This window comes from Nocardioides caricicola, assembly GCF_039541135.1.
In the GTDB taxonomy this organism is placed as follows: domain Bacteria; phylum Actinomycetota; class Actinomycetes; order Propionibacteriales; family Nocardioidaceae; genus Nocardioides; species Nocardioides caricicola.
Genome location: NZ_BAABFQ010000004.1, coordinates 190,096 through 213,435, shown reverse-complemented (window position 1 = coordinate 213,435; position 23,340 = coordinate 190,096). Strand labels below are relative to the sequence as shown.

General features: G+C 73.2%; 27 protein-coding genes. 19 read left to right on the top strand and 8 right to left on the bottom strand.

Annotated elements, in window-relative coordinates:
* Nucleotides 1–25: 25 nt before the first annotated feature.
* Genes ABD875_RS08200 through ABD875_RS08190 form a run of 3 tightly spaced genes read left to right on the top strand, consistent with a single transcriptional unit; the run spans nucleotide 26 to nucleotide 3,758 of the window.
* Nucleotides 26–445: a hypothetical protein gene (locus ABD875_RS08200; protein WP_345173188.1), complete on the top strand. Its 420-nt coding sequence runs from the start codon at nucleotides 26–28 to the stop codon at nucleotides 443–445.
* On the top strand, nucleotides 442–3,078 hold the full coding sequence (locus tag ABD875_RS08195) for a DEAD/DEAH box helicase (protein WP_345173185.1): 2,637 nt from the start codon (nucleotides 442–444) through the stop codon (nucleotides 3,076–3,078). Before ABD875_RS08200 ends, ABD875_RS08195 begins: the two co-directional genes overlap by 4 nt.
* Nucleotides 3,075–3,758, top strand: a complete 684-nt coding sequence (locus ABD875_RS08190; protein WP_345173182.1) for an SWIM zinc finger family protein — start codon at nucleotides 3,075–3,077, stop codon at nucleotides 3,756–3,758. The genes ABD875_RS08195 and ABD875_RS08190 overlap by 4 nt, the downstream gene beginning before the upstream one ends.
* Here the strand turns inward: ABD875_RS08190 and ABD875_RS08185 are convergent.
* From ABD875_RS08185 to ABD875_RS08165, 5 genes are read right to left on the bottom strand one after another with little or no spacing between them, the layout of a single operon-like run.
* On the bottom strand, nucleotides 3,706–4,275 hold the full coding sequence (locus ABD875_RS08185) for a TetR/AcrR family transcriptional regulator (RefSeq protein ID WP_345173179.1): 570 nt from the start codon (nucleotides 4,273–4,275) through the stop codon (nucleotides 3,706–3,708). The two genes, ABD875_RS08190 and ABD875_RS08185, sit on opposite strands and share 53 nt — an antisense overlap.
* Nucleotides 4,276–4,294: 19 nt before the next feature.
* Nucleotides 4,295–4,675 (bottom strand): thioredoxin, encoded by a 381-nt coding sequence (trxA, locus tag ABD875_RS08180; RefSeq protein WP_345173176.1) that lies wholly within the window; start codon nucleotides 4,673–4,675, stop codon nucleotides 4,295–4,297.
* Between the two features lie 43 nt (nucleotides 4,676–4,718).
* Nucleotides 4,719–4,982 (bottom strand): metal-sensitive transcriptional regulator, encoded by a 264-nt coding sequence (locus ABD875_RS08175; protein ID WP_345173173.1) that lies wholly within the window; start codon nucleotides 4,980–4,982, stop codon nucleotides 4,719–4,721.
* A 5-nt stretch (nucleotides 4,983–4,987) separates the two neighbouring features.
* Complete coding sequence (locus ABD875_RS08170; protein ID WP_345173170.1) at nucleotides 4,988–5,383, bottom strand: DUF302 domain-containing protein; 396 nt, start codon at nucleotides 5,381–5,383, stop codon at nucleotides 4,988–4,990.
* The gene (locus ABD875_RS08165; protein ID WP_345173167.1) at nucleotides 5,383–5,661 is read right to left on the bottom strand and encodes a thioredoxin family protein; all 279 of its coding nucleotides are present in this window, start codon (nucleotides 5,659–5,661) and stop codon (nucleotides 5,383–5,385) included. The genes ABD875_RS08170 and ABD875_RS08165 overlap by 1 nt, the downstream gene beginning before the upstream one ends.
* A gap of 102 nt (nucleotides 5,662–5,763) precedes the next feature.
* Here ABD875_RS08165 and ABD875_RS08160 point away from each other — a divergent pair, with 102 nt between their 5' ends.
* Genes ABD875_RS08160 through ABD875_RS08125 form a run of 8 tightly spaced genes read left to right on the top strand, consistent with a single transcriptional unit; the run spans nucleotide 5,764 to nucleotide 15,981 of the window.
* Entirely contained in the window at nucleotides 5,764–7,923 is a 2,160-nt protein-coding gene (locus tag ABD875_RS08160; RefSeq protein WP_345173164.1) for an MMPL family transporter, read from the top strand.
* Between the two features lie 14 nt (nucleotides 7,924–7,937).
* On the top strand, nucleotides 7,938–8,141 hold the full coding sequence (locus ABD875_RS08155; protein ID WP_345173161.1) for a YgaP family membrane protein: 204 nt from the start codon (nucleotides 7,938–7,940) through the stop codon (nucleotides 8,139–8,141).
* 48 nt (nucleotides 8,142–8,189) lie between these two features.
* The gene (locus ABD875_RS08150) at nucleotides 8,190–9,707 is read left to right on the top strand and encodes an acyl-CoA carboxylase subunit beta (RefSeq protein WP_425576187.1); all 1,518 of its coding nucleotides are present in this window, start codon (nucleotides 8,190–8,192) and stop codon (nucleotides 9,705–9,707) included.
* Between the two features lie 5 nt (nucleotides 9,708–9,712).
* A complete protein-coding gene (locus ABD875_RS08145) occupies nucleotides 9,713–11,650 on the top strand; it encodes an acetyl/propionyl/methylcrotonyl-CoA carboxylase subunit alpha (RefSeq protein ID WP_345173155.1) in 1,938 nt (645 codons plus the stop codon).
* Complete coding sequence (locus ABD875_RS08140) at nucleotides 11,647–12,582, top strand: hydroxymethylglutaryl-CoA lyase (protein ID WP_345173152.1); 936 nt, start codon at nucleotides 11,647–11,649, stop codon at nucleotides 12,580–12,582. Before ABD875_RS08145 ends, ABD875_RS08140 begins: the two co-directional genes overlap by 4 nt.
* Nucleotides 12,579–13,676 (top strand): hypothetical protein, encoded by a 1,098-nt coding sequence (locus ABD875_RS08135; RefSeq protein WP_345173148.1) that lies wholly within the window; start codon nucleotides 12,579–12,581, stop codon nucleotides 13,674–13,676. The genes ABD875_RS08140 and ABD875_RS08135 overlap by 4 nt, the downstream gene beginning before the upstream one ends.
* Nucleotides 13,673–14,767 carry a hypothetical protein gene (locus ABD875_RS08130; protein ID WP_345173146.1) on the top strand — a complete coding sequence of 365 codons (1,095 nt, stop codon included), beginning with the start codon at nucleotides 13,673–13,675 and terminating at the stop codon, nucleotides 14,765–14,767. The genes ABD875_RS08135 and ABD875_RS08130 overlap by 4 nt, the downstream gene beginning before the upstream one ends.
* Nucleotides 14,767–15,981 carry a hypothetical protein gene (locus tag ABD875_RS08125; RefSeq protein WP_345173144.1) on the top strand — a complete coding sequence of 405 codons (1,215 nt, stop codon included), beginning with the start codon at nucleotides 14,767–14,769 and terminating at the stop codon, nucleotides 15,979–15,981. The genes ABD875_RS08130 and ABD875_RS08125 overlap by 1 nt, the downstream gene beginning before the upstream one ends.
* Here the strand turns inward: ABD875_RS08125 and ABD875_RS08120 are convergent.
* Nucleotides 15,942–16,574, bottom strand: coding sequence for an EcsC family protein (locus ABD875_RS08120; protein ID WP_345173142.1), 633 nt, complete (start codon nucleotides 16,572–16,574; stop codon nucleotides 15,942–15,944). The two genes, ABD875_RS08125 and ABD875_RS08120, sit on opposite strands and share 40 nt — an antisense overlap.
* Before the next feature lie 36 nt (nucleotides 16,575–16,610).
* On the opposite strand from ABD875_RS08120, the gene aat reads away from it, so the two are divergent.
* From aat to ABD875_RS08105, 3 genes are all read left to right on the top strand, one after another.
* Nucleotides 16,611–17,303 carry a leucyl/phenylalanyl-tRNA--protein transferase gene (gene aat / locus ABD875_RS08115; RefSeq protein WP_345173140.1) on the top strand — a complete coding sequence of 231 codons (693 nt, stop codon included), beginning with the start codon at nucleotides 16,611–16,613 and terminating at the stop codon, nucleotides 17,301–17,303.
* Nucleotides 17,304–17,307: 4 nt separating this feature from the next.
* Complete coding sequence (locus ABD875_RS08110) at nucleotides 17,308–17,700, top strand: hypothetical protein (protein ID WP_345173138.1); 393 nt, start codon at nucleotides 17,308–17,310, stop codon at nucleotides 17,698–17,700.
* A gap of 63 nt (nucleotides 17,701–17,763) precedes the next feature.
* Nucleotides 17,764–18,306 carry a hypothetical protein gene (locus tag ABD875_RS08105; protein ID WP_345173136.1) on the top strand — a complete coding sequence of 181 codons (543 nt, stop codon included), beginning with the start codon at nucleotides 17,764–17,766 and terminating at the stop codon, nucleotides 18,304–18,306.
* Here ABD875_RS08105 and ABD875_RS08100 read toward each other — a convergent pair.
* Both ABD875_RS08100 and ABD875_RS08095 read right to left on the bottom strand, forming a co-directional pair.
* Nucleotides 18,303–18,620: a rhodanese-like domain-containing protein gene (locus tag ABD875_RS08100; RefSeq protein WP_345173133.1), complete on the bottom strand. Its 318-nt coding sequence runs from the start codon at nucleotides 18,618–18,620 to the stop codon at nucleotides 18,303–18,305. The genes ABD875_RS08105 and ABD875_RS08100 overlap by 4 nt on opposite strands.
* Before the next feature lie 8 nt (nucleotides 18,621–18,628).
* Complete coding sequence (locus ABD875_RS08095; protein WP_345173130.1) at nucleotides 18,629–19,495, bottom strand: Fpg/Nei family DNA glycosylase; 867 nt, start codon at nucleotides 19,493–19,495, stop codon at nucleotides 18,629–18,631.
* A gap of 71 nt (nucleotides 19,496–19,566) precedes the next feature.
* On the opposite strand from ABD875_RS08095, the gene ABD875_RS08090 reads away from it, so the two are divergent.
* From ABD875_RS08090 to ABD875_RS08070, 5 genes are all read left to right on the top strand, one after another.
* Nucleotides 19,567–19,821, top strand: a complete 255-nt coding sequence (locus ABD875_RS08090) for a hypothetical protein (RefSeq protein ID WP_345173127.1) — start codon at nucleotides 19,567–19,569, stop codon at nucleotides 19,819–19,821.
* A 147-nt stretch (nucleotides 19,822–19,968) separates the two neighbouring features.
* Nucleotides 19,969–21,156 (top strand): ATP-binding protein, encoded by a 1,188-nt coding sequence (locus ABD875_RS08085; RefSeq protein WP_345173125.1) that lies wholly within the window; start codon nucleotides 19,969–19,971, stop codon nucleotides 21,154–21,156.
* A 30-nt stretch (nucleotides 21,157–21,186) separates the two neighbouring features.
* Entirely contained in the window at nucleotides 21,187–21,546 is a 360-nt protein-coding gene (locus ABD875_RS08080; RefSeq protein ID WP_345173122.1) for a VOC family protein, read from the top strand.
* The gene (locus ABD875_RS08075; RefSeq protein WP_345173120.1) at nucleotides 21,543–22,331 is read left to right on the top strand and encodes a glycerophosphodiester phosphodiesterase family protein; all 789 of its coding nucleotides are present in this window, start codon (nucleotides 21,543–21,545) and stop codon (nucleotides 22,329–22,331) included. The genes ABD875_RS08080 and ABD875_RS08075 overlap by 4 nt, the downstream gene beginning before the upstream one ends.
* A 10-nt stretch (nucleotides 22,332–22,341) precedes the next feature.
* Nucleotides 22,342–23,280 (top strand): DUF5926 family protein, encoded by a 939-nt coding sequence (locus ABD875_RS08070; RefSeq protein WP_345173117.1) that lies wholly within the window; start codon nucleotides 22,342–22,344, stop codon nucleotides 23,278–23,280.
* Nucleotides 23,281–23,340: the final 60 nt, after the last annotated feature.

The following is a 23,340-nucleotide window of genomic DNA, read 5'->3' as shown; positions in this document are numbered from 1 at the left end:
GCACCCGACCGCGCAGGATTTCCGCATGCTCACCGGAAAGGTCGCCGACAACGTCGTCCGGCTGCCCAAGACCCTGCCCCTGACCACCACGGTCGCCGAGGCGCGCGCTGAGTTCGCCGACGACCACATGCACATGCTGCTGCTGACCGCGAACGGCTTCCTGCTCGGCACGCTGGTGCGGTCCGACATCGCCGAGACCGACAGCGACGCCGACCTGGCGCTCGTGTACTCGTCGATGGAGGGCCGCACGGTCCCGCCCTCGGTGAACGCCGAGGTGATGCGCCGGGTGCTGGTCGCCAGCGGTGACCGGCGCCGCGCGGTCGTCGACCGGGAGGGCCGCCTGGTCGGGCTGCTGTGCCTCAAGCGCCGGATGAGCGGGTTCTGCAGCGATGCCGATGTGGCCGCTCGGGCACGGAGGGTGGCCCCCGCTACGTTCAGTGCGTGAGCTTCGTCCCCGTCACCGGCCCCGCGACCTTCCGGGCCGCGGAGCCGCCGCGAGACGGGGTCGTCGAGTTCACCGACGAGCGCCGCACCGTCGCCCTGCCGATCCGCGCCGCGCTGCCGGTGCTGACCAAGGCCCGCACCCGCGACGACCTGCACCCGACGGTCAGCCTGCTCTCCGGGGCCGCGCTGCTCGGCATGCGGATCGTCGCGGCCGGGAAGTTCGCGCCCGCCGGCAACCACTGGGCGGCCGCCGGGCTGGACCGCGACGACGAGGACCGCATCGCCAGGCTCGCGAGCGGCCGCCCGGACGACGAGCGCCTGGTCCGCGACCTGGTCGACGCGATCGCCGACGCGATGCCGCGCGGCGCCCCGACCACGACCGCGCGGCCGGTGCACCGCAGCAGCGCCCCGACGTTCGAGCAGCGCCTCCAGGCCCGGCTGGCGCGGCACCAGCGCCACGACCCACGCGACCTCCCCCAGCTGGTCACGATCTCGCTGCGGGTCGAGGCCGACGAGGAGGAGCTCGTCGCGGGCGCCGTACGCCTGGTGCCGCAGGCCCACGACGAGCAGAACCCGCTCCACCTCTGCGACCTCGCGCTGCTGTGGACCGACACCCCCGAGGAGCACGGCTTCGGCGACCGGGCGCGCACGCACGCCACGATCGCGCTGCGCACCGCCGCCGACGCGTGGCCCGTGCTCGACCGGCTGCTCGAGCTGCGGGTGCCCGACGAGATCACGCTGGACTCCGACGAGCTGGTGAGCCTCCTCGACGAGGGGGTGGGCGCGCTGCGCTCGGCCGGCGTCGACGTGCTGTGGCCCAGGAGCCTGGGCCGTGACCTCACCGCGACCGCGGTGCTCGACCGCGCGGACCCCGGACCCCGCGAGGGGCCGCTGAACGAGCCGGTGCTCGGCACCGAGGCGCTGTTCGCCTTCAACTGGCAGATCGCCGTGCACGGCGACCCGCTGACCGCCGAGGAGATGGACCAGCTCGCCCGCTCGGCGGCTCCGCTGCTGCGGCTGCGCGGCAACTGGACGGTGGTCGACCCGTCGATCGCACGCAAGGCCAAGAAGCGCCTGGTGCGCACGGTGCAACCGGCCGAGGCGGTCGCCGCGGCGCTCACCGGCACCGTCCAGGTCGCCGACGTCGAGGAGCAGGTGATCGTCGGGGCCTCGTTGCTCGCGGTGCGCGAGCGGCTGCGGAACGCCGCCACCCGCGACCCGGTCGAGCCCCCGGCGGGACTGCAGGCGACGCTGCGCGACTACCAGCGGCACGGGCTGACCTGGCTGGCCGAGATGACCGACCTGGGGCTGGGTGCCTGCCTCGCCGACGACATGGGCCTCGGCAAGACCATCACGCTGATCGCCCTCCACCTGCACCGTGCGCAGGGACCCACGCTCGTGGTCTGCCCGGCCAGCCTGCTCGGGAACTGGGAGGACGAGATCCGCCGGTTCGCCCCGGGAGTGCCGGTCGTGCGGTTCCACGGCAGCGCCCGCGACGTGTCCGCCGCGGGCGACGGGTTCGTGCTGACGACGTACGGCACCATGCGCAAGGACGCCGAGACGCTCGCGGCCGTGCGGTGGGACCTCGTGGTCGCCGACGAGGCGCAGCACGTGAAGAACCCGCGTACGTCGACCGCGCGGGCGCTGCGCTCGATCCCGAGTGCGGCCCGGGTGGCGCTGACGGGCACGCCGGTCGAGAACGACCTCACCGAGCTGTGGGCGATCCTCGACTGGACGACCCCGGGCCTGCTCGGCAGCCGCAACGCGTTCCGCCGGGCGTGGGCCGCGCCGATCGAGTCGGGACTCGAGCCCGCGAAGGCGCGCCAGTTCGCCGACCTGATCGGCCCGTTCCTGCTGCGCCGCCGCAAGTCCGACCCCGGCATCGCGCCGGAGCTGCCGCCCAAGACCGAGACCGACCACCCCCTGCGGCTGACGCGCGAGCAGGTGGTGCTCTACGAGTCGTTCGTGCGCGACACGATGGAGCGCATCGAGCGGGCCGACGAGGACGCCCGGCGCGGGCTCGTGCTCATGCTGCTCACCGGGCTCAAGCAGATCTGCAACCACCCGGCGCACTTCCTCAAGCAGTCCGCGACCAGGCTGACCGGCCGCTCCGAGAAGGTCGACCTGCTCGACGAGCTGGTCGGCACGGTCCTCGCCGAGGACGGCGCCGTGCTGGTGTTCACCCAGTACGTCGCGATGGCGCGGCTGCTCGAGGCGCACCTCGAGCGCTCCGGCGTACCCCACCAGCTGCTGCACGGCGGGACGCCCGTGCGCGAGCGGGAGGCGATGGTGCGCCGCTTCCAGGCCGGCGAGGCGCCGGTGTTCCTGCTGTCGCTGAAGGCGGGCGGCACCGGCCTCAACCTCACCCGCGCCGACCACGTCGTGCACGTCGACCGGTGGTGGAACCCGGCCGTCGAGGAGCAGGCGACCGACCGCGCCTACCGGATCGGGCAGACCAAGCCGGTGCAGGTGCACCGGATGATCACGCGCGGCACGGTCGAGGAGAAGATCGCCGAGCTGCTCGCGCGCAAGCGGGCGCTGGCCGACGCCGTCCTGGCCAACGGCGAGGCGGCGCTGACCGAGCTCAGCAACGAGGAGCTCCGCGACTTCGTCAGCCTGCGGAACGACCCGTGACGTCGGTCGTGCACCCCCGCCTCGCGCCGCGCCGCTCGACGGCCCGGGCCACGACGTGGTGGGGCAAGGCATGGGTGCGAGCGATCGAGGAGGCGGCGTACGCCGACGCCGACCTGGTCGCCTCCCGGGCGCTCGCCCGCGGCGGCCACGTCGGCCAGATCGCGACCGAGCCGGGGCGGTTCGTCGCCTCGGTCGAGGACCGGCGTGGGCTGTGGACGGTCGCCGGCGGCATCCCGGTCCTCGACGACGGCGCGGTCTCCGCGCTCGTCGAGGCGGTCGCGGCCGAGTCGGGCCGGATCGCGGCGCTGCTGGCCGGCGACCTGCCGTTCTCGCTGGTCGAGCACGCCGAGGAGGCCGGCGTCGAGCTGCTGCCGTACGGCGCCGAGCTCTCGTCGACCTGCACGTGCGACCACTGGGCCGACCCGTGCACGCACGCGCTCGCGGTGCTGCACCAGCTCACCTGGCTGCTGGAGGCCGACCCGTTCGTGCTGCTCCAGCTGCGGGGGCTGCCGCGCGACGAGCTGCTCGGGAGGCTGCACGCGCGCGCCGAGCCCGCAGGGGACCCCGATGAGACGGAGGTCGACCTCGACGCCGCGGTCGAGGCGGCGCTCTACGCGGCGCGGCTGCTCAGCGACGCCGCGGACGCAGGGCTCCCAGGGCCCCCAGCGCCATCGACGTGAGCACCTCGCGCATCTCCGCATCCGGCAGCAGGGCGCTGTGCGGGGTGGAGTTGATCAGCCCGAACGCCGCGTGCGCCATGGCCCGCGCGGTCGGGAGGTCGAGGCGCGGGTCGGCGGCGCGCAGCTGGGTGGCCCACAGGTCGACGTACTCCCGCTGGAGCGTGCGCACCCGCTCGCGCGCCTCGGCCGGGAGCGACTCCCAGTCGCGGTCCTGGACGACGATCAGCGGCCGGTGCCGCAGCGCGAAGTCGACGTGCCACTCGACCAGCGCGGCGAGCGGGTCGGCCTGCTGGGCGCGCTCGGTGCCGACGCGGAGCAGCTCCTCGCTGATCGAGACCAGCATCTCGGCGAGCACCGCCTGCTTCGACGCGAAGTGCTTGTAGAGCGCGGGACCGGAGATCCCGCACGCGGCGCCGATGTCGACCACCGAGACGCCGTGGAACCCGCGGGCGGCGAACAGCTCGGCCGCGGTCGCGAGGATCTGGTCGCGGCGGCTGGTCTGCTCGGTCTGCGTCACCGCCCCAGGTTAGCGGTCACTAACCCTGGGTGGTGTCGCCGTCCTGCTGCTCGGCCAGCTGGCGGCGTACGTCGTCCATGTCGAGGTCCTTGACCGCGGTGATCACCTGCTCGAGCGCCTGCGCCGGCAGCGCGCCGGGCTGGGCGAAGACGAGGATGCCGTCGCGGAACGCCATCAGCGTCGGGATCGAGGTGATCTGCGCGGCCGCCGCGAGCGACTGCTCGGCCTCCGTGTCGACCTTGCCGAACACGACGTCCTGGTGCTGCTCGGCCGCCGCCTCGAACACCGGCGCGAACTGACGGCACGGCCCACACCAGGAGGCCCAGAAGTCGACCAGCACGATGTCGTTCTCGACGACGGTCTGCTCGAAGGTGTCGGAGGTCAGCGTGGTGGTGGCCATGTCACCCCAACGACGGTGACCGGGCGGATGTTCCGCGGCCCGCTCACGCGAGGGAGAGGAACAGCTTCTCCATCTTCTTCACGTCCATGCCGTCGAGGCCGTCGCCGGAGGCCAGGCACTGCTGCAGGCCGGTCGCCACGATCGCGAAGCCGGCGCGGTCGAGCGCCTTCGACACGGCGGCGAGCTGGGTGACGACGTCCTCGCACTCGCGGCCCTCCTCGAGCATCCGCAGGACGCCGTCGAGCTGGCCGCGGGCGCGCTTGATGCGGTTGATGACGGGTGTCATCTCGTGGGGATCGAGCTCCATGGTGGTCAGTCCTCGGTCAGGGCGGCCAGCGCCGCGGTCAACAGGGAGTGTGCCTCGTCGGCGACCGGACGGAGATCCGGTCCCGCCAGTGCGGTCATCGCGTGGGGGTCGAACGCCTCGACGATCGCCGTCTCGTCGTCGAGCGCCCGGACGACCACGTTGCACGGCAGCACGGTGGCGATGGACGGGTCGATCTCGAGCGCGCGGTGCGCGAGCGGGGGCCGGCAGGCGCCCAGGATGACCTGGGGAGCGACGTCCACCCCGAGCTTGGCGGCCAGCGTGGCCCGGATGTCGATCTCGGTGAGGATCCCGAAGCCCTGCTCGGCCAGGGCCTCGCGGACGGCGGCGACTGCTGCGTCGTAGGGACGGCGCATCGTGGTGGCCAGCGTGTAGTCCGCCATCACGACTGCCCGCCCTGCTGGGCGAAGACGAGGATGCCGTCGCGGAACGCCATCAGCGTCGGGATCGAGGTGATCTGCGCGGCGGCGGCGAGCTCGCGCTCGGCCTCGGTGTCGACCTTGCCGAACACCATGTCCGGGTGTGCCTCCGACGCGGCCTCGAAGATCGGGCCGAACTGCCGGCAGGGTCCGCACCAGGACGCCCAGAAGTCGACCAGCACGATCGGCTCGGCGGTCACGGTGTCCTCGAAGGTGCCGTGGGTCAGCGTCGTGGTGCTCATGGGTTCCTCCCTCTCGTCTCCCGGGTTTGACGATACCCCCCGGGGTGTTATGGTCGATAACGAAGATACCCCAGGGGGTATTCCCGAACGCGAAGGAAGAGCATGTCCGCGACCGACACCGGTGCTCCCGCAACCGCATCTACCTCCACGCCGCGACCCGGCCCCTTGGGCCGCCTCGGCACGACCGTCGTCCGCCACTCCCGCCTGACCGCGATCGTCTGGGTGCTCGTGGTCGTCGGCCTCGGCATCTTCGCCCCGCGGGTCGAGGCCGAGCTCTCCGGCGCCGGTTGGCAGGCCCAGGGCTCGGACTCCGTCGCCGTCCGCGAGCTCGCGCAGGACCACTTCGGCGGCAACGCCAGCTCCGCCATCCAGGTGGTCGTGCACGACTCCGCGGGGCCGGTCGCGGAGGGCGACGGCGCGGAGGTGCTGGCGCGGGCGACCGCGCTCCTGGAGGACGATCCCAGGATCGGCCAGGTGCTCCAGCCGCAACCCGGCGCGACGCTGAGCGAGGACGGCCGCACGGCGGTCCTCCTGGCCGGCGCCGACGCCTCCACCGACGACATGGTGCGAGCCGCCGACGACCTGACCGGGCCGCTGCAGGACCTCTCGACCGGGTCCGTCGACGTGCACCCGACCGGCGCCTCGCAGCTGTGGGCGGACTTCAACCACGCCAACCTCGACGCGATGCTGAAGTCGGAGATGGTCTCCTGGCCGGTCACGCTGGCGATCCTGGTGCTCGCCTTCGGCGCCCTCGTCGCCGCCGGGCTGCCGCTGCTCCTGACCCTCGCGGGCCTGGTCGCCTCGGCCGGCTCGCTGGTGCTGCTGAACCAGCTGTTCCCGGTGTCCATCTGGGCGATGAACTTCGCGATGATGTTCGCCCTGGCGCTCGGGATCGACTACGCGCTGTTCCTCGTCGTCCGCTACCGCGCCGCCCGGATGGGCCACGACCGGCCGGTCGCCGACGCGATCGCCGAGACCATGGACACCGCCGGCAAGGCCGTGCTGCTGTCGGGCCTGACCGTGCTGGTGTCGCTGTCGGCCGTGATGCTGGTCCCGTCGCCGGCGTTCCGCTCGATGGCCGGCGGCATCATGCTCGCGGTCGTCTTCGTGCTCGCCGCGACGCTCACCCTGCTGCCCGTCGTCCTGGCCAAGCTGGACCTGCGGATCAACCGGCTCGCGCTGAAGTGGGTGCACTCCGGTGAGCACCGCTCGCCGCGGTTCGCGGCCTGGGGTGAGCGGCTGTGGCGCAACCCCCTGCGGTACGGCGGCGCCGCCCTGGCGGTGCTGCTCCTCCTCGCCGTGCCGGTGGTCGGCCTCGCGACCGCGATGCCGTCGATCAAGGTGCTGCCCGAGGACGCGAGCGCGCGGGTCGGGTACGACCTCGTGCAGGAGTCCTTCGGGCCGGGCGCCCCCGGCACCCTCCAGGTCGTGGTCGACCAGGGCCAGGCCGCGGCCGCCGCCGAGGTCCTCGGCGCCGACCCGGGCATCGCGGCCACCCTGCCGGCACAGCCCGCGGCCGACGACAGCGGACTCGCGATGATCCAGGCGGTGCCGACCGTCGACCCGTCCGACCCGGCCCTGACCGACACCGTCGACCGGCTGCGCACCGCGCTGCCGTCGTCCGCGCTGGTGGGCGGTGCCGCGGTCGAGAACCTGGACCTGAAGTCCCAGCTCGACGCGTCGACGCCGCTCGTGCTCGGTGTCGTGCTGGGTCTCGGCTTCCTGCTCCTGCTGATCGCCCTGCAGGCGCCGCTGATCGCGCTGCTCGGCACCCTCGCCAGCCTGCTGTCCACCGCGGCGGCGTTCGGGGTCGCGCGCCTGGTCTTCCAGGAGGGATGGGGGACCTCGGTGCTCGGCTTCGAGCACCAGGGCTTCCTCGACGCCTGGGCTCCGGTCTTCTTCTTCGCGATGATCTTCGCGATCGCGATGGACTACACGGTGTTCCTGCTCGCCTCGGCCAAGGAGCACTACGAGACCTCGGGCGACCCGCGCGACGCGATGGTCGGCTCGCTGGCCCACTCCGGTCGCGTGATCTTCGCGGCGGCGGCCGTCATGGTCGCGGTGTTCTTCACGTTCTCGCTGTCCGGGCCGCTGCCGCCCAAGGAGATGGGCATCGTGCTCGGCGTGGCGGTCCTGCTCGACGCCTTCCTGGTCCGGCTGGTGCTGCTGCCGGTGCTGCTGCGCCTCACCGGCCGCGCCGCGTGGTGGTCGCCGCGCTGGCTGCGCCGGGTGCTCCCCGACGTCCACTTCAGCCACGGATGAGCGGGGACCACGTCATGAACCTCGACCGTGCCGTGCTCGCCGTCGCCGGAGGGATGGTCCTGCTGAGCGTGCTGCTCACCGTGGTGTTCTCGCCGTGGTGGCTGCTGCTGACCGCCTTCGTCGGCCTGAACCTCCTCCAGTCCAGCGTCACCGGCTTCTGCCCGGCCGCCATCGTGCTGCGGCGGCTGGGTGTGGCGGAGGGGTGTGCTTTCCGCTAGGCAGTGGACCCCCAGGTTAATGATCGCTAACCTTGCGACGTGAGCAACCTGGAGGAGCTGGTCGGCGAGCTGCGCGACCGGCTGGCGACGGCGCGGCAGGGCGGCAGCGAGGCCGCACGGCAGAAGCACACCGACCGAGGCAAGCTGCTGGTGCGCGACCGGGTGGACCGGCTGCTGGACCCGGGCAGCCCGTTCCTGGAGCTGAGCCCGCTGGCGGCGTACGGCATGTACGGCGGCGACAACAGCGTGCCCAGCGCGGGCGTCGTCACCGGCATCGGGCGGGTCAACGGCCGCGAGGTCGTCGTCGTCGCGAACGACGCGACCGTCAAGGGCGGCACCTACTACCCGATGACGGTCAAGAAGCACCTGCGCGCGCAGACCGTCGCGAGCGACAACCACCTGCCGTGCGTGTACCTCGTCGACTCGGGCGGCGCGTTCCTGCCGATGCAGGACGAGGTGTTCCCCGACCGCGAGCACTTCGGCCGGATCTTCTTCAACCAGGCCAACCTGTCGGCGCGGGGCATCCCGCAGATCGCCAGCGTGATGGGCTCGTGCACCGCCGGTGGCGCCTACGTCCCCGCGATGTCGGACGAGACCGTGATCGTGCGCAACCAGGGCACGATCTTCCTCGGCGGGCCGCCGCTGGTGAAGGCCGCGACCGGCGAGGTCGTCACGGCCGAGGAGCTCGGCGGCGGCGACGTGCACGCCCGCACCTCCGGCGTCGTCGACCACCTCGCGGAGGACGACGCGCACGCGCTCGCGATCGTGCGCAGCATCATCGGCACGCTCCCCAAGGCGCCGGCCGCGCCGTGGGAGGTCGCGCCGGTCGAGGAGCCCCACGACGACCCGAGCACGCTCTACGACGTCGTCCCGGCCGACACCCGCACGCCGTACGACGTGCGCGAGGTGATCCGCCGCGTCGTCGACGGCAGCCGGTTCCACGAGTTCAAGAAGCTGTACGGCGAGACGCTGGTGACCGGCTTCGCGCACATCTGGGGCCACCCGGTCGGCATCGTCGCCAACAACGGCATCCTGTTCAGCGAGTCCGCGCTCAAGGGCGCGCACTTCATCGAGCTCTGCAACCAGCGCGGCATCCCGCTGGTGTTCCTGCAGAACATCACCGGCTTCATGGTCGGCCGCGAGTACGAGAACGGCGGCATCGCCAAGGACGGCGCCAAGCTCGTGACCGCCGTCGCCTGCAGCGTCGTCCCGAAGTTCACCGTCGTCATCGGCGGCTCCTTCGGCGCCGGCAACTACGGCATGTGCGGGCGCGCCTACGACCCGCGCTTCTTGTGGATGTGGCCGAACGCCCGGATCTCCGTCATGGGCGGCGAGCAGGCCGCGAGCGTGCTCGCGACCGTCGCCGGCAAGCCCGACGACGAGGAGTTCAAGGCGCCGATCCGCGAGCAGTACGAGACCCAGGGCTCGCCGTACTACGCGACCGCGCGGCTGTGGGACGACGGGATCATCGACCCCGCCGACACCCGCCGCGTCCTCGGCATGGGCCTGGCGGCCGCCGCGAACGCCCCGATCCCCGAGCCGTCCTACGGCGTCTTCCGGATGTGATGACCATGCAGACACTCCTCATCGCCAACCGCGGCGAGATCGCCCTCCGCGTGATGCGCACCGCCACCCGGATGGGCATCCGCACCGTCGCGATCTACACCGACCTCGACCGCACCGCGCCGCACGTGCGCGCCGCCGACGACGCCCGCCGCGTCGAGAGCTACCTCGACATCGACGCCGTTGTGGCCGCCGCGCAGGACGCCGGGGCCGACGCGGTCCACCCCGGCTACGGCTTCCTGTCCGAGCGCTCGGCCTTCGCCCGCGCCCTCGAGACCGCGGGCATCACGCTCGTCGGCCCGTCCGCGGACGTCATGGACGCCATGGGCCGCAAGGACGCCGCTCGCGAGATCGCGGTCGCGGCGGGCGTCCCCGTCGTGCCCCGTGGCGACGAGGGTGGCTTCCCCGTGCTGGTGAAGGCCGCCGCCGGCGGCGGTGGCAAGGGCATGCGGATCGTCCGCGCGGCGTCCGAGCTCGAGGAGGCTCGGGCCGCGGCGGCCCGCGAGGCGCTGAGCGCCTTCGGTGACGACACCCTGCTCGTGGAGAAGTACGTCGAGCGCGGGCGGCACATCGAGGTGCAGGTGCTCGGTGACACCCACGGCAACGTGATCCACCTGTACGAGCGGGACTGCTCCACCCAGCGGCGGCACCAGAAGGTGCTGGAGGAGGCGCCCGCTCCGACGATCACGCCCGAGGTGCGCCGGCAGATCACGGGAGCAGCCGTCGCGCTGGCCCGGCACGTGGGCTACGTCAACGCCGGAACGGTCGAGTTCCTGCTGGACGACGACACCGGAGAGTTCTACTTCCTCGAGATGAACACCCGGCTCCAGGTCGAGCACCCGGTCACCGAGCTGGTGACCGGCAACCTCGACCTGGTCCGGCAGCAGCTGCTCATCGCGGACGGCCACCCGCTGCAGTGGGAGCAGCACGACATCTCCCTCAGCGGCCACGCGATCGAGGCCCGGGTGTACGCCGAGGACTCGTTCGGCGGCTTCCTGCCCCAGGCCGGGCGTACGTCGATCGTGCGGTGGCCCGACGGCGTCCGGGTCGACCACGCGCTGGAGCCCGAGCAGGTCGTCAGCACGTCGTACGACCCGATGCTCGGCAAGGTCATCGTGCACGGCCCCGACCGGGAGTCGGCCCGGCGTGCGCTGGTCGACGCGCTCGACCGGACCGCGATCCTCGGGCTCACTACGAACACCGGGTTCCTGCGCGCGCTGGTCGCGAGCGACGAGTTCCGCGACGCCACCATCGACACGGCGTGGCTCGACCACCACGAGGTGCCGGCACCCGACGACGAGCTGCCCCGGGTGTTCGTCGCCTGGGTGAGCGCGATGCTCGCGGCGTACGAGGACCGTGAGACCAGGGGGGAGCACCCGTTCCAGTCCGACGGCTGGCGCTCCGGCGCCGACCCGGCGCCCACGATCGTCGAGCTGGACCGGCCGGTCGTCGTCGACCGCTTCGCCGGGTCGGTGGACGGGCTCCAGGTCCGCCAGGTCTCGGCGGCCAACCACGTGCTGACCCTCGAGGTCGACGGCCGGCTGCACAGCGCCGTCGTCAACGTGCAGCCGCACACGGCCGAGGTCTCCTACCGGGGCCAGCGGTTCGCGTTCGAGCGCCCGGACGTCTTCGGCGACCACGCGGTGGCGGCCGGGGACGGCGCGATCACCGCGCCGATGCCGGGCACGGTCCTCGACGTGCGGGTCGCCGACGGCGACCGGGTCGAGACCGGCCAGGTGCTCGTCGTGCTGGAGGCGATGAAGATGGAGCTGGCGCTCAAGGCGCCGTTCGACGGCACCGTCGCCGGGCTCGCCGCCACCACCGGTGGGCAGGTCGCGCTCGGGCACACGCTCCTGGAGGTGGCACCCGATGAACCACCCCACGAAATCCTGGGTCTCCCCCGCCCCGCTCCTCCGACCCACGATTCCGCGGGGACCCCGGAATGAGTGAGCTGCCGATGACGGTGCGGGAGGACGGGCTCCCGACGCGCGTCACGATCTACGAGGTCGGCCCGCGCGACGGCCTGCAGAACGAGAAGGCGCTGGTCCCGACCGGCGTGAAGGCGGAGTTCGTGCAGCGGCTGGTCCGCGCCGGGCTGCCGGTCGTCGAGGCGACCAGCTTCGTCCACCCGAAGTGGGTGCCCCAGCTGGCCGACGCCGCGGACCTGATGGAGCTGCTCGGCGAGGCCGGGCGCGACTGCCCGGTGCTGGTGCCCAACGAGCGCGGCCTCGACCGCGCGCTCGAGCTCGGCGCGAAGCACATCGCGATCTTCGGCTCCGCCACCGAGACGTTCGCGCAGAAGAACCTCAACCGCAGCCTCGACGAGCAGTTCGCGATGTTCGAGCCGACCGTGCGCCGCGCCCGCGACGCCGGCCTCGACGTCCGCGCCTACGTCTCGATGTGCTTCGGCGACCCGTGGGAGGGCGCCGTTCCGGTCGAGCAGGTGGTGAGCGTCGGCAAGCGGCTCTTCGACCTCGGCGCCAGCCAGCTCAGCCTCGGCGACACGATCGGCGTCGGCACGGCCGGCCACGTGACCGCGCTGACCGAGGCGTTCGTCGACGCCGGGATGGACCTCGGCCACCTCGCGATGCACTTCCACGACACCTACGGCCAGGCGCTCGCCAACACCCACGCCGCGCTGCGCGCTGGGATCACGACGTACGACGCCAGCGCCGGCGGGCTGGGCGGCTGCCCGTACGCCAAGAGCGCCACCGGGAACCTCGCGACCGAGGACCTCGTGTGGATGCTGACCGGCCTCGGCATCGAGCACGGCGTCGACCTCCGCGAGGTCGTGGCGACCTCGGTCTGGATGGCCGGCCACCTCGGCCGCCCCAGTCCGTCCGCCGTGGTGAGGGCGCTGGCAGAATCACCGGCATGAGCCGGAGGGTCTACCTGCACATCGGTGCGCCGAAGACGGGTACGACGTACCTCCAGGACCGACTCTCGCTGAACGCGAGGACGCTCGCCGAGCACCAGGTGCACTTCCCGACGACCTCGCCGATCGTCAGCCCGGGCCTCGCGCACTTCCGCGGCGCGCTGGACCTGCTGGGCCAGGACTGGGGCGGCGCGCCCGGGCACGCCGAGGGCAGCTGGGACGCGCTGGCGCGGCGCATCAAGAAGCGCTCCGGCACCGTCGTGATCAGCCACGAGATCCTCGCGCCGGCCGCGCCCGGCCAGGTGGCCCGCGCGATGCGCGACCTCGCCGGCGCCGAGATCCACGTGGTCTACACGGCGCGCGACCTCGGCCGGCAGCTGCCCGCCGCGTGGCAGGAAAGCATCAAGCAGGGCCGCCGGTGGAGCTACAAGCGCTTCCTCGACCGCTACGAGAAGGGCCGGACCTGGTTCTACCGCGCCTTCGACGTGCCGCGCGTGCTCGGCACCTGGGGCGCCGGCCTGCCGCCGGAGCGCGTCCACGTCGTCACGGTGCCGCCGTCGGCGGCCCGGGACCAGCACGGTGACCTGCTCTGGCGGCGGATGTGCGCCACGCTCGGCATCGACCCGAGCTGGGCGCCGCTCGACAGCGACCGCTCCAACCGCTCGCTCGGCATCGCCGAGACCCAGGTGATCCGCCAGCTCAACCGCCGCATGGACCGCGCCGCGCGCCGCGAGTCGACGTACGACGGGCTGATCCGCGACATGCTCGCCCAGGGCGAGCTGGTCAAGCGCGAGTCGGCCGCCGTACGCCTGCCTCCCGAGCGCTACGACTGGGCCGAGGAGCAGGCCGAGCGCTGGATCGAGTGGATCGAGGGCAGCGGCGTCGACGTGGTCGGCGACGTCGCCGAGCTGCGCCCGGTGCGGCCCGCGGCGGACGAGCCCTTCAAGGACCCCGACAAGGTGCGCGCCAAGCGCCAGCTCGGCAGCGCCCTCGACGCCCTCGCGGCGATGACCCGCGAGGCCGCCCGCCGGCCCGACCCGGAGCGCCAGCTCACCCACCGGGTCCGCGCGCAGGCGCAGAAGCTGCGCGATCGATGAGCGAGGACAGCCCGGGAGTACGCCGCGCCTGGGGCTGGGTCGCGCACCTGCGCGCCGGCGGCACGACGCCGTGGCGCGACTGGTCGGGTGCGGGTGAGCCGCACGGGCGGATCCTGCCCGGCGCCCAACAGCTCGAGCTGCTGCGCCGACTGAACGAGGCCGGCGAGGCCGCTCCCGAGCTGGCGACCCGGGTGCTCGAGGCCAGCGCCCCCGGCCGGGGCCGGCCCGACCTCGAGCTCGAGGGCGCGGTGCCGCCGCTGGCGTTCGGCCCGCGGCCGGTCGACCCGGCCGGCCTGCCCGACGACGAGCTGCTGCGGGTCGCGGCCGGGCTGCTCGCCGAGGACGTGCACGCCGCCGGGCGCCGCGAGCCGCAGCAACCCGCGACCAGGCGCTGGTGGCGCCGTGGGCGCTACCGCCTCGCGGGCGACGTGGTGCTCACCGGCCCGGTCCGCGCGGATCTGCTCCGCCAGGGGCGGCCCCCGGGCGGTCGGGGCGCGAGCGTGCTGGTGCTCGGCACCGACCTCGCCACGATGTACGTCCACGCGTGGACCGCGCGCAGCCTGTCGGTCGGCGCTCCCGGCTGGCGCGAGTGGCTCGACCCGCACGTGCGCCGCGGCACGCTGCCGGTCCGGATCGACCTCGCCAGGATCGCCCGGTCCTGGAGCGACCGGGTCGGCGCCGAGCGCGTCCACATCGTGCTGGACCCGGCCGAGCTGCCCCGCCTGGTCGGCGTACGCCGCCCGCTCGCCACCCCGGTCCCGCTCTCCGCCGACGCCACCGACCTGGCGCGCCGGGTGGGGCAGGCGCTCGGCCTGCTCGCCGTCCCCACCGAGAAGCGGGCGCTGCTGCGCGAGACGCTGCGGCCGCGGCTCGCCGCGCTCCCCGGACCCGAGCTGGTGCTGCCCCCCGAGCACCGCGAGCGCGTGCACGAGCGCGCGACCCACCTGCGCGACGCGCTGCTGCGCGCTGGATACCCTGTCCACGGCGACCCGGACAGCCTGCTGCCCGTCGACCGCGCCGGCGCACCGGAACCCTCGGACGCCGGAGTCCTGGCGCTTGCGCTGCGCCTGCTGCTCGAGAAGAAGAACTAGTGGCCAGAACAGTCCTCCTGCACGTCGGCACCCCGAAGACGGGGACGTCGTACCTCCAGGACGTGCTGTTCCGGAACCGGCGCACGCTCGCCAACCAGGGCATCCTCTACCCCGCGGACCGCTTCGACGCGCACTTCCTGGCCGCACTCGACCTGATGCGGCTGCCGTGGGGCGGTCTCGAGGCCGAGGCGGTCGGCGCGTGGGACGCGCTGGCCGCGAAGGTGCGCAAGCACGACGGCACCGCGATCATCAGCCACGAGATCCTCGCGACCGCCTCGCGCGCCCAGGCGGGCCGCGCGCTGGAGTCGCTCGGCCACGGCGACGGCGCCGAGGTGCACGTCGTGCTCTCCGTGCGCGACCTGGTCCGCCAGATCCCGGCCGAGTGGCAGGAGAACGTCAAGCACCGGCACGGGCTGTCGTACGGCGCGTTCCTCGACCAGATCCGCGACCCGGAGCGCGCGACCCGGATCGCCACCTGGTTCTGGGGCGTGCAGGAGCTGCCGGACATCCTCAACCGCTGGGGCCACGACCTGCCGCCCGAGCGGATCCACCTGGTGACGGTGCCGCCGCGCGGTGGTCCGCCGAACCTGCTGTGGAAGCGGTTCAGCCTCGCCTTCGGGCTCGACGGCGTCGACCTCGACCTGGAGGCCGAGCGCGCGAACCCGTCGCTCGGCGCCCCCGAGACCGCGCTGGTGCGGCGGATCAACCGGGCCGCCAACCGGGAGCTGAACCCCGCCGACTACCGCCCCCTGGTGCGCGAGCTGCTCGCCCACCAGACGCTCTCGCGCCGCACCGGCTCGCCGAGGCTGGCGCTGCCCCCGGACGCCCACCCGTGGGTCTCGGACGTCACCAGCTCCTGGATCGCCGAGATCGAGCGGCGCGGGTACGACGTGGTGGGCGACCTGCACGACCTCGTCGGCGAGCCGCCGGTCCGCGAGTACGCCGACCCGGACAACCCGTCGGAGAAGCTGGTCGCCGCGGCCGCGCTGGACGCGATCAAGGCGCTGCTGCTGGAGAGCGCCCGGCTGCGGCACAACGAGGAGCGCCTCGAGCGCGAGCTGCTCGACACCCAGCTGGCGCTGGAGCGGTCGTACCTGCGGCCGACGTACCGCTGGCGCGAGAAGCTCGTGCGCCGGCTGAGGGGCAGCTCCGCCGGTCGCGGCCTGCTGAAGGTCTACCGCCGGGCGCGGGGCCGCAGCTCCCGCGAGGCGTAGTCACCGACGCGCCAGGTGCGGAAGCCGTCGGCGCCCATGCCGTAGGCGCCGCCGACGATCGGGACCTTCCGCACGAGCGTGATCGCGAGCCGCTTGCTCGTGACCCGGGTCATCAGCTCCGCGGCGACCTCGCCGGCCAGCAGGCCGTCGAGGTGGGGATCGTGCACCGGGGCCGTCGCGATCGCCATCGGTGGCGCGGGCAGCCTGCGGTCCGCGACCATCCGGTCGACCAGGTCCTCGCCGAGCATGGTGGCCAGGACCGCGTTGCGGACCCGCGGGTCGTCGAGGTCGTAGCCGCGCAGGTGCGCGATGCCCGCGACCATCCGCGCTTGCACCAGCGCCAGCCCGGCGAGGTTGGCCGGCATCGTGAACGTCGCCGCCAGGACGCCGCCGAGCCCGGTGAGCAGGCCCTGGGCGCCGGCGTAGCGGATGTGGGTGTCGATGTGGTCCTGCACCGTCGTCTCGACGTCGCCGTTGCGCTGCGCGAGCAGCTGGTCGGCCGTCGGCCGCACGGCGGTGATCGCCCGGTCGAGCGTGTCGCGGACGAAGCCCGCGCTGAGGTCGGGCGGCCGGTCCATCGCCTTCCCGCTCATGCCTCGATCGTACGGACAGCCACTACGGTCGGACCCGTGACGCCCGTGGAGCCGCCGCCGACGCGCTGGTCGTTCGGCGACCCGTCGACGTACGACGAGCTCGACGACCTGGTCGCGATCGGGGCCGACCTCGAGCCGGGCACCCTGCTGGAGGCCTACCGGCGCGGGCTGTTCCCGATGCCGTCGGGGCGGCGCCGCGACCCGATGTACTGGTTCTGCCCGGTGCGCCGCGGCGTGCTGCCCCTGGAGCACCTGCAGGTGTCCCGGTCGCTGCGCCGATCGTGTCGCGACTTCGAGATCCGGGTCGACACCGCCTTCGACGCGGTCGTCGCCGGCTGCGCGGACCCGACCCGCCCGTCGGGCTGGATCGACGCCGCGATCCGGCAGGCGTACGGCGAGCTGCACCGGCTCGGGTGGGCGCACTCGGTCGAGACCTGGCGCGACGGGGAGCTCGTCGGCGGGCTGTACGGCGTCGCGATCGGCGGGCTCTTCGCGGGCGAGTCGATGTTCCACCGGGTTCGCGACGCGTCCAAGGTCGCGCTCGTCGGCCTGGTCGAGGGCCTCGCCGACGAGCATGCTGCCGACCGGCTGCTCGACGTCCAGTGGCTGACCCCGCACCTCGCCTCCCTCGGCGCGATCGAAGTGTCGCGGGCGGCGTACCTCCACCGCCTGCAGCGGGCCCTGCCGCTGCCGGCCGCTGGCCTGTTCACAGCCGGCGGGACAGGATGAGCGCATGAGGGCAGCACTCGTGGTCGCCGCGCTCGCCCTGGTGCTGACCGGTTCGATGGCCGGCTGCAGCGGGAGCGACGAGCCGGAGGCGTCGTCGAAGGACGACTTCTGCGCGGAGTTCAACGGCCTTGTCGAGGACGTGCTCGGCGCCGGTGTCGACGACCAGGTGACGGCGGTCAAGGACTGGGCCGCCGACATGGAGGACGTCGGCGTCCCGGACGAGATGCCCGACGACGCGGAGCGCGGCTTCGCGCTGTTCCTCGACCACGCCGCCGACCTCGACGAGGACATGGGCGTGGACGACCTCTCCCGGCTCGGCGCCGACCTCAGCGACGACGAGCGGGCCGACGGCGAGGCGTTCACCGGCTGGGTGCAGGACAACTGCCCGGTCGGCTAGGTATCACCGCCCGCGCGGGCGGCTCTTGGGGATCGACGGCACACCGAGGACAGGAGACGGACCATGAGGGCAACGGCTCGGAGGGCGGCGGTGGCGCTGGCGGGCGCGGCGCTGGCGATCAGCGCGCTCGCGGGATGCGGCGACGACGACGGCGGCAGCGACGCCTCGAGCGCTCCTGACGACGCGTCGAAGGCGGACTTCTGCGAAGGGTTCGCGAAGCTGTACGCCGAAGTCCTCGGCGACGCGCAGGGCGATCCGTCCACGAGCGTCGAGGGCATCAAGGCCTGGGCCGAGGACATGGCCGACCTGGGCACCCCGGCGGACATGCCCGAGGAGGCCAGGAAGGGCTTCGAGGTCTTCCTCGACACCACGCGCGAGCTGCCCGACGACGCGACGCTGGACGATCTGGACAGCCTGGGCGGCGACCTCAGCGAGGCCGAGCAGCGGGCCGGCGACGAGTTCGGCCAGTGGGCGGCCGAGACCTGCGCGTCCGAGCTGATGGGCGACCTGCCCACCGAGCTGCCGTCGGACCTGCCGACCGACCTCGACCCCAGCGCGCTGGAGTCGACGCTCAGCGAGCTGACCGCGTCGATGGACGCCGGCTAGACGACCTGGGGCGGGTGGCCGGTGTCGCTCACCATCGGGCGGCCGGCCGCCGCCCAGTCGAGCATCCCGCCGGCGAGGTTCACCGCGTCGACGCCGTGCTGCTGCAGCCACTGCGTGACCTGGGCCGAGCGGCCGCCGACCTTGCAGACCACCAGCGTCTGGCCCTCGGGGAGCTCGGTGTAGCGCACCGGCACCAGCGACATCGGGATGTGGATCGCCCCGTCGATGTGGGCGTGCTCCCACTCGACGGGCTCGCGCACGTCGAGGACGACGAGCCCGTCGGGAAGCGGGTCGGGGACCTGGTCGATGCTCACGGTGGGGATCATTTGAGGAGCTTGCTCATCCTTCGGTCGGCCAGCGGCTTGCCGCCGGTCTGGCAGGTGGGGCAGTACTGCAGGCTGGAGTCGGCGAACGACACCTCCAGCACGGTGTCACCGCAGACCGGGCACGGCTTCCCGGTCTGGCCGTGGACGGCCAGGTTGGACTTCTTCTCGCCCTTGAGCTCGCTGGCGTGCAGGCCCCGGGAGCGCTCGACCGCGTCGCCCAGGGTGTCGCGGACGGCGGCGTACAGCGTGGCGAGCTCGTCGTCGGTCAGGCTGTTGGCCGGCTTGAACGGCGACATCTTCGCCGCGTGCAGGATCTCGTCGGAGTAGGCGTTGCCGATGCCGGCGATCGTGCCCTGGTGGCGCAGCACGCCCTTGAGCTGCTTGCGCCCTTCCTTCTCGAGGATCGCCCGGAGCCGCTCGATCGTGAAGTCGTCGGTCAGCGGGTCGGGGCCGAGGCTGGCGATGCCCGGCACGTCCTGCGGGTCGCGGACGACGTACGCCGCCAGGCTCTTGCGGGTGCCGGCCTCGGTGATGTCGAGCCCGGACTGGTCGTCGAGCACGACGCGGACCGCGAGCGTGGACTTCGTGCTCGGCTTCGGCGGGATCGCCGGCACCTCGTCGCGCCAGCGGACCCAGCCCGCGCGGGCTAGGTGCAGGACCAGGTGCAGTCCGGAGGCCTCGATGTCGAGGAACTTGCCGTGCCGGGTGACGTCGTCGACCAGCGTCCCCTCCAGCGCCGACAGCGGCGGGTCGAACGTCTTGAGCGCGCTGAACGCCGCGATGTGGATCTTCGCGATGGCATGCCCGTCCAGCCGGCCCTTCAGGTCGAGGGCCAGCGCTTCCACCTCGGGCAGCTCGGGCACGCCTGTGAGTCTAGGCGGGCGTCTGCGCAGAACCGGTGACAGAAGCCGAGAACGAGGCGCATCATGGGAGCGTGACCGTCGTACGTCCGCTGCCGGAGACGGGGTCGATCTTCCTCGACGCCCGCGGTGGCGACCGCGCGCTCCGGGTCACCTGGCACCACGAGTCCGGTCTCGTGGTGCTGTCGCTGTGGCGCGAGAACGTCTGCGCCGGCTCCTTCCGCCTCGCGATCGACGAGGTCCCCGACCTGATCGACATGCTCCGCGCCGGCCTGGTCCGCTCCTACGAGACCGCCCGCGACCGGATCGGCGCCGTCGAGTCCGCCTGACCGCTGAGTTGCTCGTCCGGCTTGTAACGCGGGGTTAGGACCTCTGGTGACCCCGAAATTCCGGGGATAGAAGTGGTGCTAACCCCGCGTTACAAGCGGCGGCGCGTTGTCTAGGACTGACGGTAGACACCCGGATATCGTCCTGACATGGACCCGATCCGGAACCCGTACGCGCCGGGGGCGGGGCAGCGGCCGCCGCTGCTGGCTGGGCGCGACCGCGAGCTGCAGCAGTTCGAGATCACCCTCGAGCGGATCGCGGCGGGGCGGCCGGAGCGCAGCATGGTGCTGTTCGGGCTGCGCGGGGTCGGCAAGACCGTGCTGCTCAACACCCTCCGGGGCCAGGCGGTACGGCGCGCCTGGGGGACCGGCAAGATCGAGGCGCGACCCGACCAGAGCATCCGGGTCCCGGTCGCCCAGGCTGTGCACGCCGCGATCCGCGAGGTCGGCCACCGGCACCGCGACCCGGAACGCGTGGACGCGGTCGCGGGCGTGCTGCGCAGCTTCGCGCTGCGCACCGACGTGGACGCCCGCAAGGGTCGGCGGTGGACGCCGCCGCTCGACGTACCCGCCACCCAGGGGCGCGCGGACTCCGGCGACCTCGAGCTCGACCTCGTCGAGCTGTTCACCGACCTGGCGGCCCTCGCGCGCGACCTGAGCGTCGGGGTGGCGCTGTTCATCGACGAGATGCAGGACATCTCCACCGACGAGCTCGCCGCCCTGTGCGGCGCCTGCCACGAGATCAGCCAGCAGGGCGCGCCGCTGATCGTGGTCGGCGCGGGCCTGCCGCACCTGCCGGTCGCGCTGGCGGCGTCGAAGTCGTACGCCGAGCGGCTGTTCCGCTACGTCTCCGTCGACCGGCTCCCGCGCGACATGGCGGCCTCGGCCTGGACGCGTCCCGCCGCGACCGAGGGCGTGCAGTTCGAGCCGGACGCGCTCGACGTGCTGTACCGGCTGACCGACGGCTACCCCTACTTCGTCCAGGCCTACGGCAAGGCGACGTGGGACGCCGCCGTCACCAGCCCGATCACCGTCCGCGACGTGCTCACCGCCGCCCCCGAGGCCGGCGCCGAGCTCGCGGTGGGCTTCTTCGGCGCCCGGTTCGAGCGGGCGACGCCGGCCGAGCGCGAGTACATGAGCGCGATGGCCGACCTCGGCGCCGAGCACGGCGACGCGGCGATCTCGACCGCGGAGGTCGCCAAGCACCTGGGCCGCAAGCCGCAGTCGCTCTCGCCGGCGCGCGACGGGCTGATCAAGAAGGGGCTCGTCTACTCGGCCCAGCGCGGGAAGGTGTCGTTCACGGTCCCGCACTTCGGGATGTTCCTGCGGTCCCGCTGACCGGCGTCTCGGAGTGCCATCATTCAGGTCATGGACCTCGTCCAGATCGCGCAGCACGCCGACGACCTCGAGCGCGCGACCGCGTTCTACACCGAGCTCCTCGGTGCGGGTCCGGTCGCGACGTACGACCCGCCCGGCCTGGTGTTCTTCGACGTCGGCGGCGTCCGCCTGATGCTGAGCCCGGGCAGCGAACGGGCCACGATCTACCTCCGCGTCGACGACATCGACGCGGCCGTCGACCGGCTGCGCGCCCACGTCGAAGCCGAGCCGCACGTGATCTTCGGGCACGACGACGACACGCTCGGACCCGCCGGCACCGACGAGTGGCAGGCGTTCCTGCGCGACCCGGAGGGCAACCTCGTCGGTCTCGTCGAGCACCGAGCCCGGTGAGGCCGCAGGTCGTCGCGCACCGCGGCGCCAGTCACGACAACGCCGAGCACACGCTGCGGGCGTACGTCGCCGCGCTCGACGCCGGCGCCGAGGGCCTGGAGTGCGACGTCCGGCTCACCGCGGACGGGCACCTGGTGTGCGTGCACGACCGGGACCTCCGGCGGATCGCGAGCAGCCGCGGCGCGGTGTCCACGATGGAGCTCGCCGAGCTGGACGAGCTCGACTTCGCGGCGTGGAAGAACCCGTGGCGCGACCTCGACGACGAGGCGCCGCCGCTGGACGAGACGCTGGACCGGGTGCTGACGCTGCGCACCCTGCTGGAGACGGTGGCCGACTACGACCGCCGGGTCGAGGTGGCCATCGAGACCAAGCACCCGACGCGGTACGGCGGCCTGGTCGAGCGCCGGCTCGTCGAGCAGCTGCGCCACCTCGGCTGGGACCGCCCGGGCTCTCCCGCCCGGGTCATGAGCTTCTCGTGGACCGCGCTGCAGCGCGTGGAGCGGGCCGCACCGCACGTGCCGCTGGTGCAGCTGGTCGAGAAGGCGCACCACTGGCCGATGCTGCGCAGGGTGATCGGCGAGGACTGGCTGGTCGGTCCGGGCATCCGCGAGCTCGACGACCACCGCAAGCTGGGACCGCGGATCACCAAGGCCGGGCACGACATGCACGTGTGGACCGTGAACACCGCGGCCGACCTCGACCTGTGCCTCGAGCTCGGCGTGAAGGCCGTGATCACCGATCGGCCGGCGTACCTGCTCGACCTGCTGGACGACCGCGACCTATAGCCTCTGGCGCATGGCCAAGAAGTCCCGCACCAAGTCCCGTCCGCAGCCCGTCGCCGAGGGCGAGGTCGGCCCCCGGCAGCCCTGCCCCTGTGGCTCCGGCAAGCGGTACAAGGCCTGCCACGGCGCGGCCGGCGGCGCCCCGGCGCCGTTCGTGAACCGGCCGTTCGAGGGGCTCCCGTCGGAGTGCGACGTCGTGGCGATGCGCGAGCTGGTGCCGGCCGCGACCGCCGAGCTCACGCTGAAGGACTCCGACCGCAAGGTCGTGCTCTGCTCGCTGCTGCCGATGGCGGTGCCCGCGATGGTCCGCAACAGCGGCGAGATCTGGCTGGGGCTGCAGGTTCAGCACAACTTCGGCGACCCGGCGCGCGACCTCGGCGCGGTGCTCGAGAAGGCGCTGGAGTCCGAGGCCGGCCTGATCGGCCTCACCGACCCTCCGGGCGAGGGCCCGCGACTGCAGGACCTGGTCACCGGCGACGCGCTGTCGGTGACCGTGCACGACGGCTTCGACTTCTGGGTCGCCGACGTGGAGGACGAGGACGAGCGGGCCGCGTTCACCGCCTCGCTGGAGCACGCCAACGCCGCGGCCATGCCGACCGCCCGCCTCACCACCGTCGACTCGGCGTACTGGACGAACGTCGGCTCCAAGGAGCACCTGCGCTGGGTCATGCCGGAGCCCGAGGACCAGCTCCTCGACGCGCTCGCGCGCCTGCACGCCGCCGGCAAGGACGTGCTGGTCGAGGGCTCGCGCTTCGTCGGCATGTTCCGCGCGCACGGGCTGCTGGCCCCGGTCTGGGACCTGCCCGTCGGCACCGGCCCGGAGGCCCTGGAGGAGCCCGCCGAGCGGTTCGCCGCCGACCTGAAGACCGCCCTGGCCGACGACTCCGACCTCACCGCCGAGGAGCGCTCGGCGCGGTCCGGCCTCGCCAACCGGCAGGTCACGATCCGCTGATCCGGTCCGGCGTGGCGGTTGTGCGCCGCGCCGGACGGGACGTAGATTCACAGCGCTCGG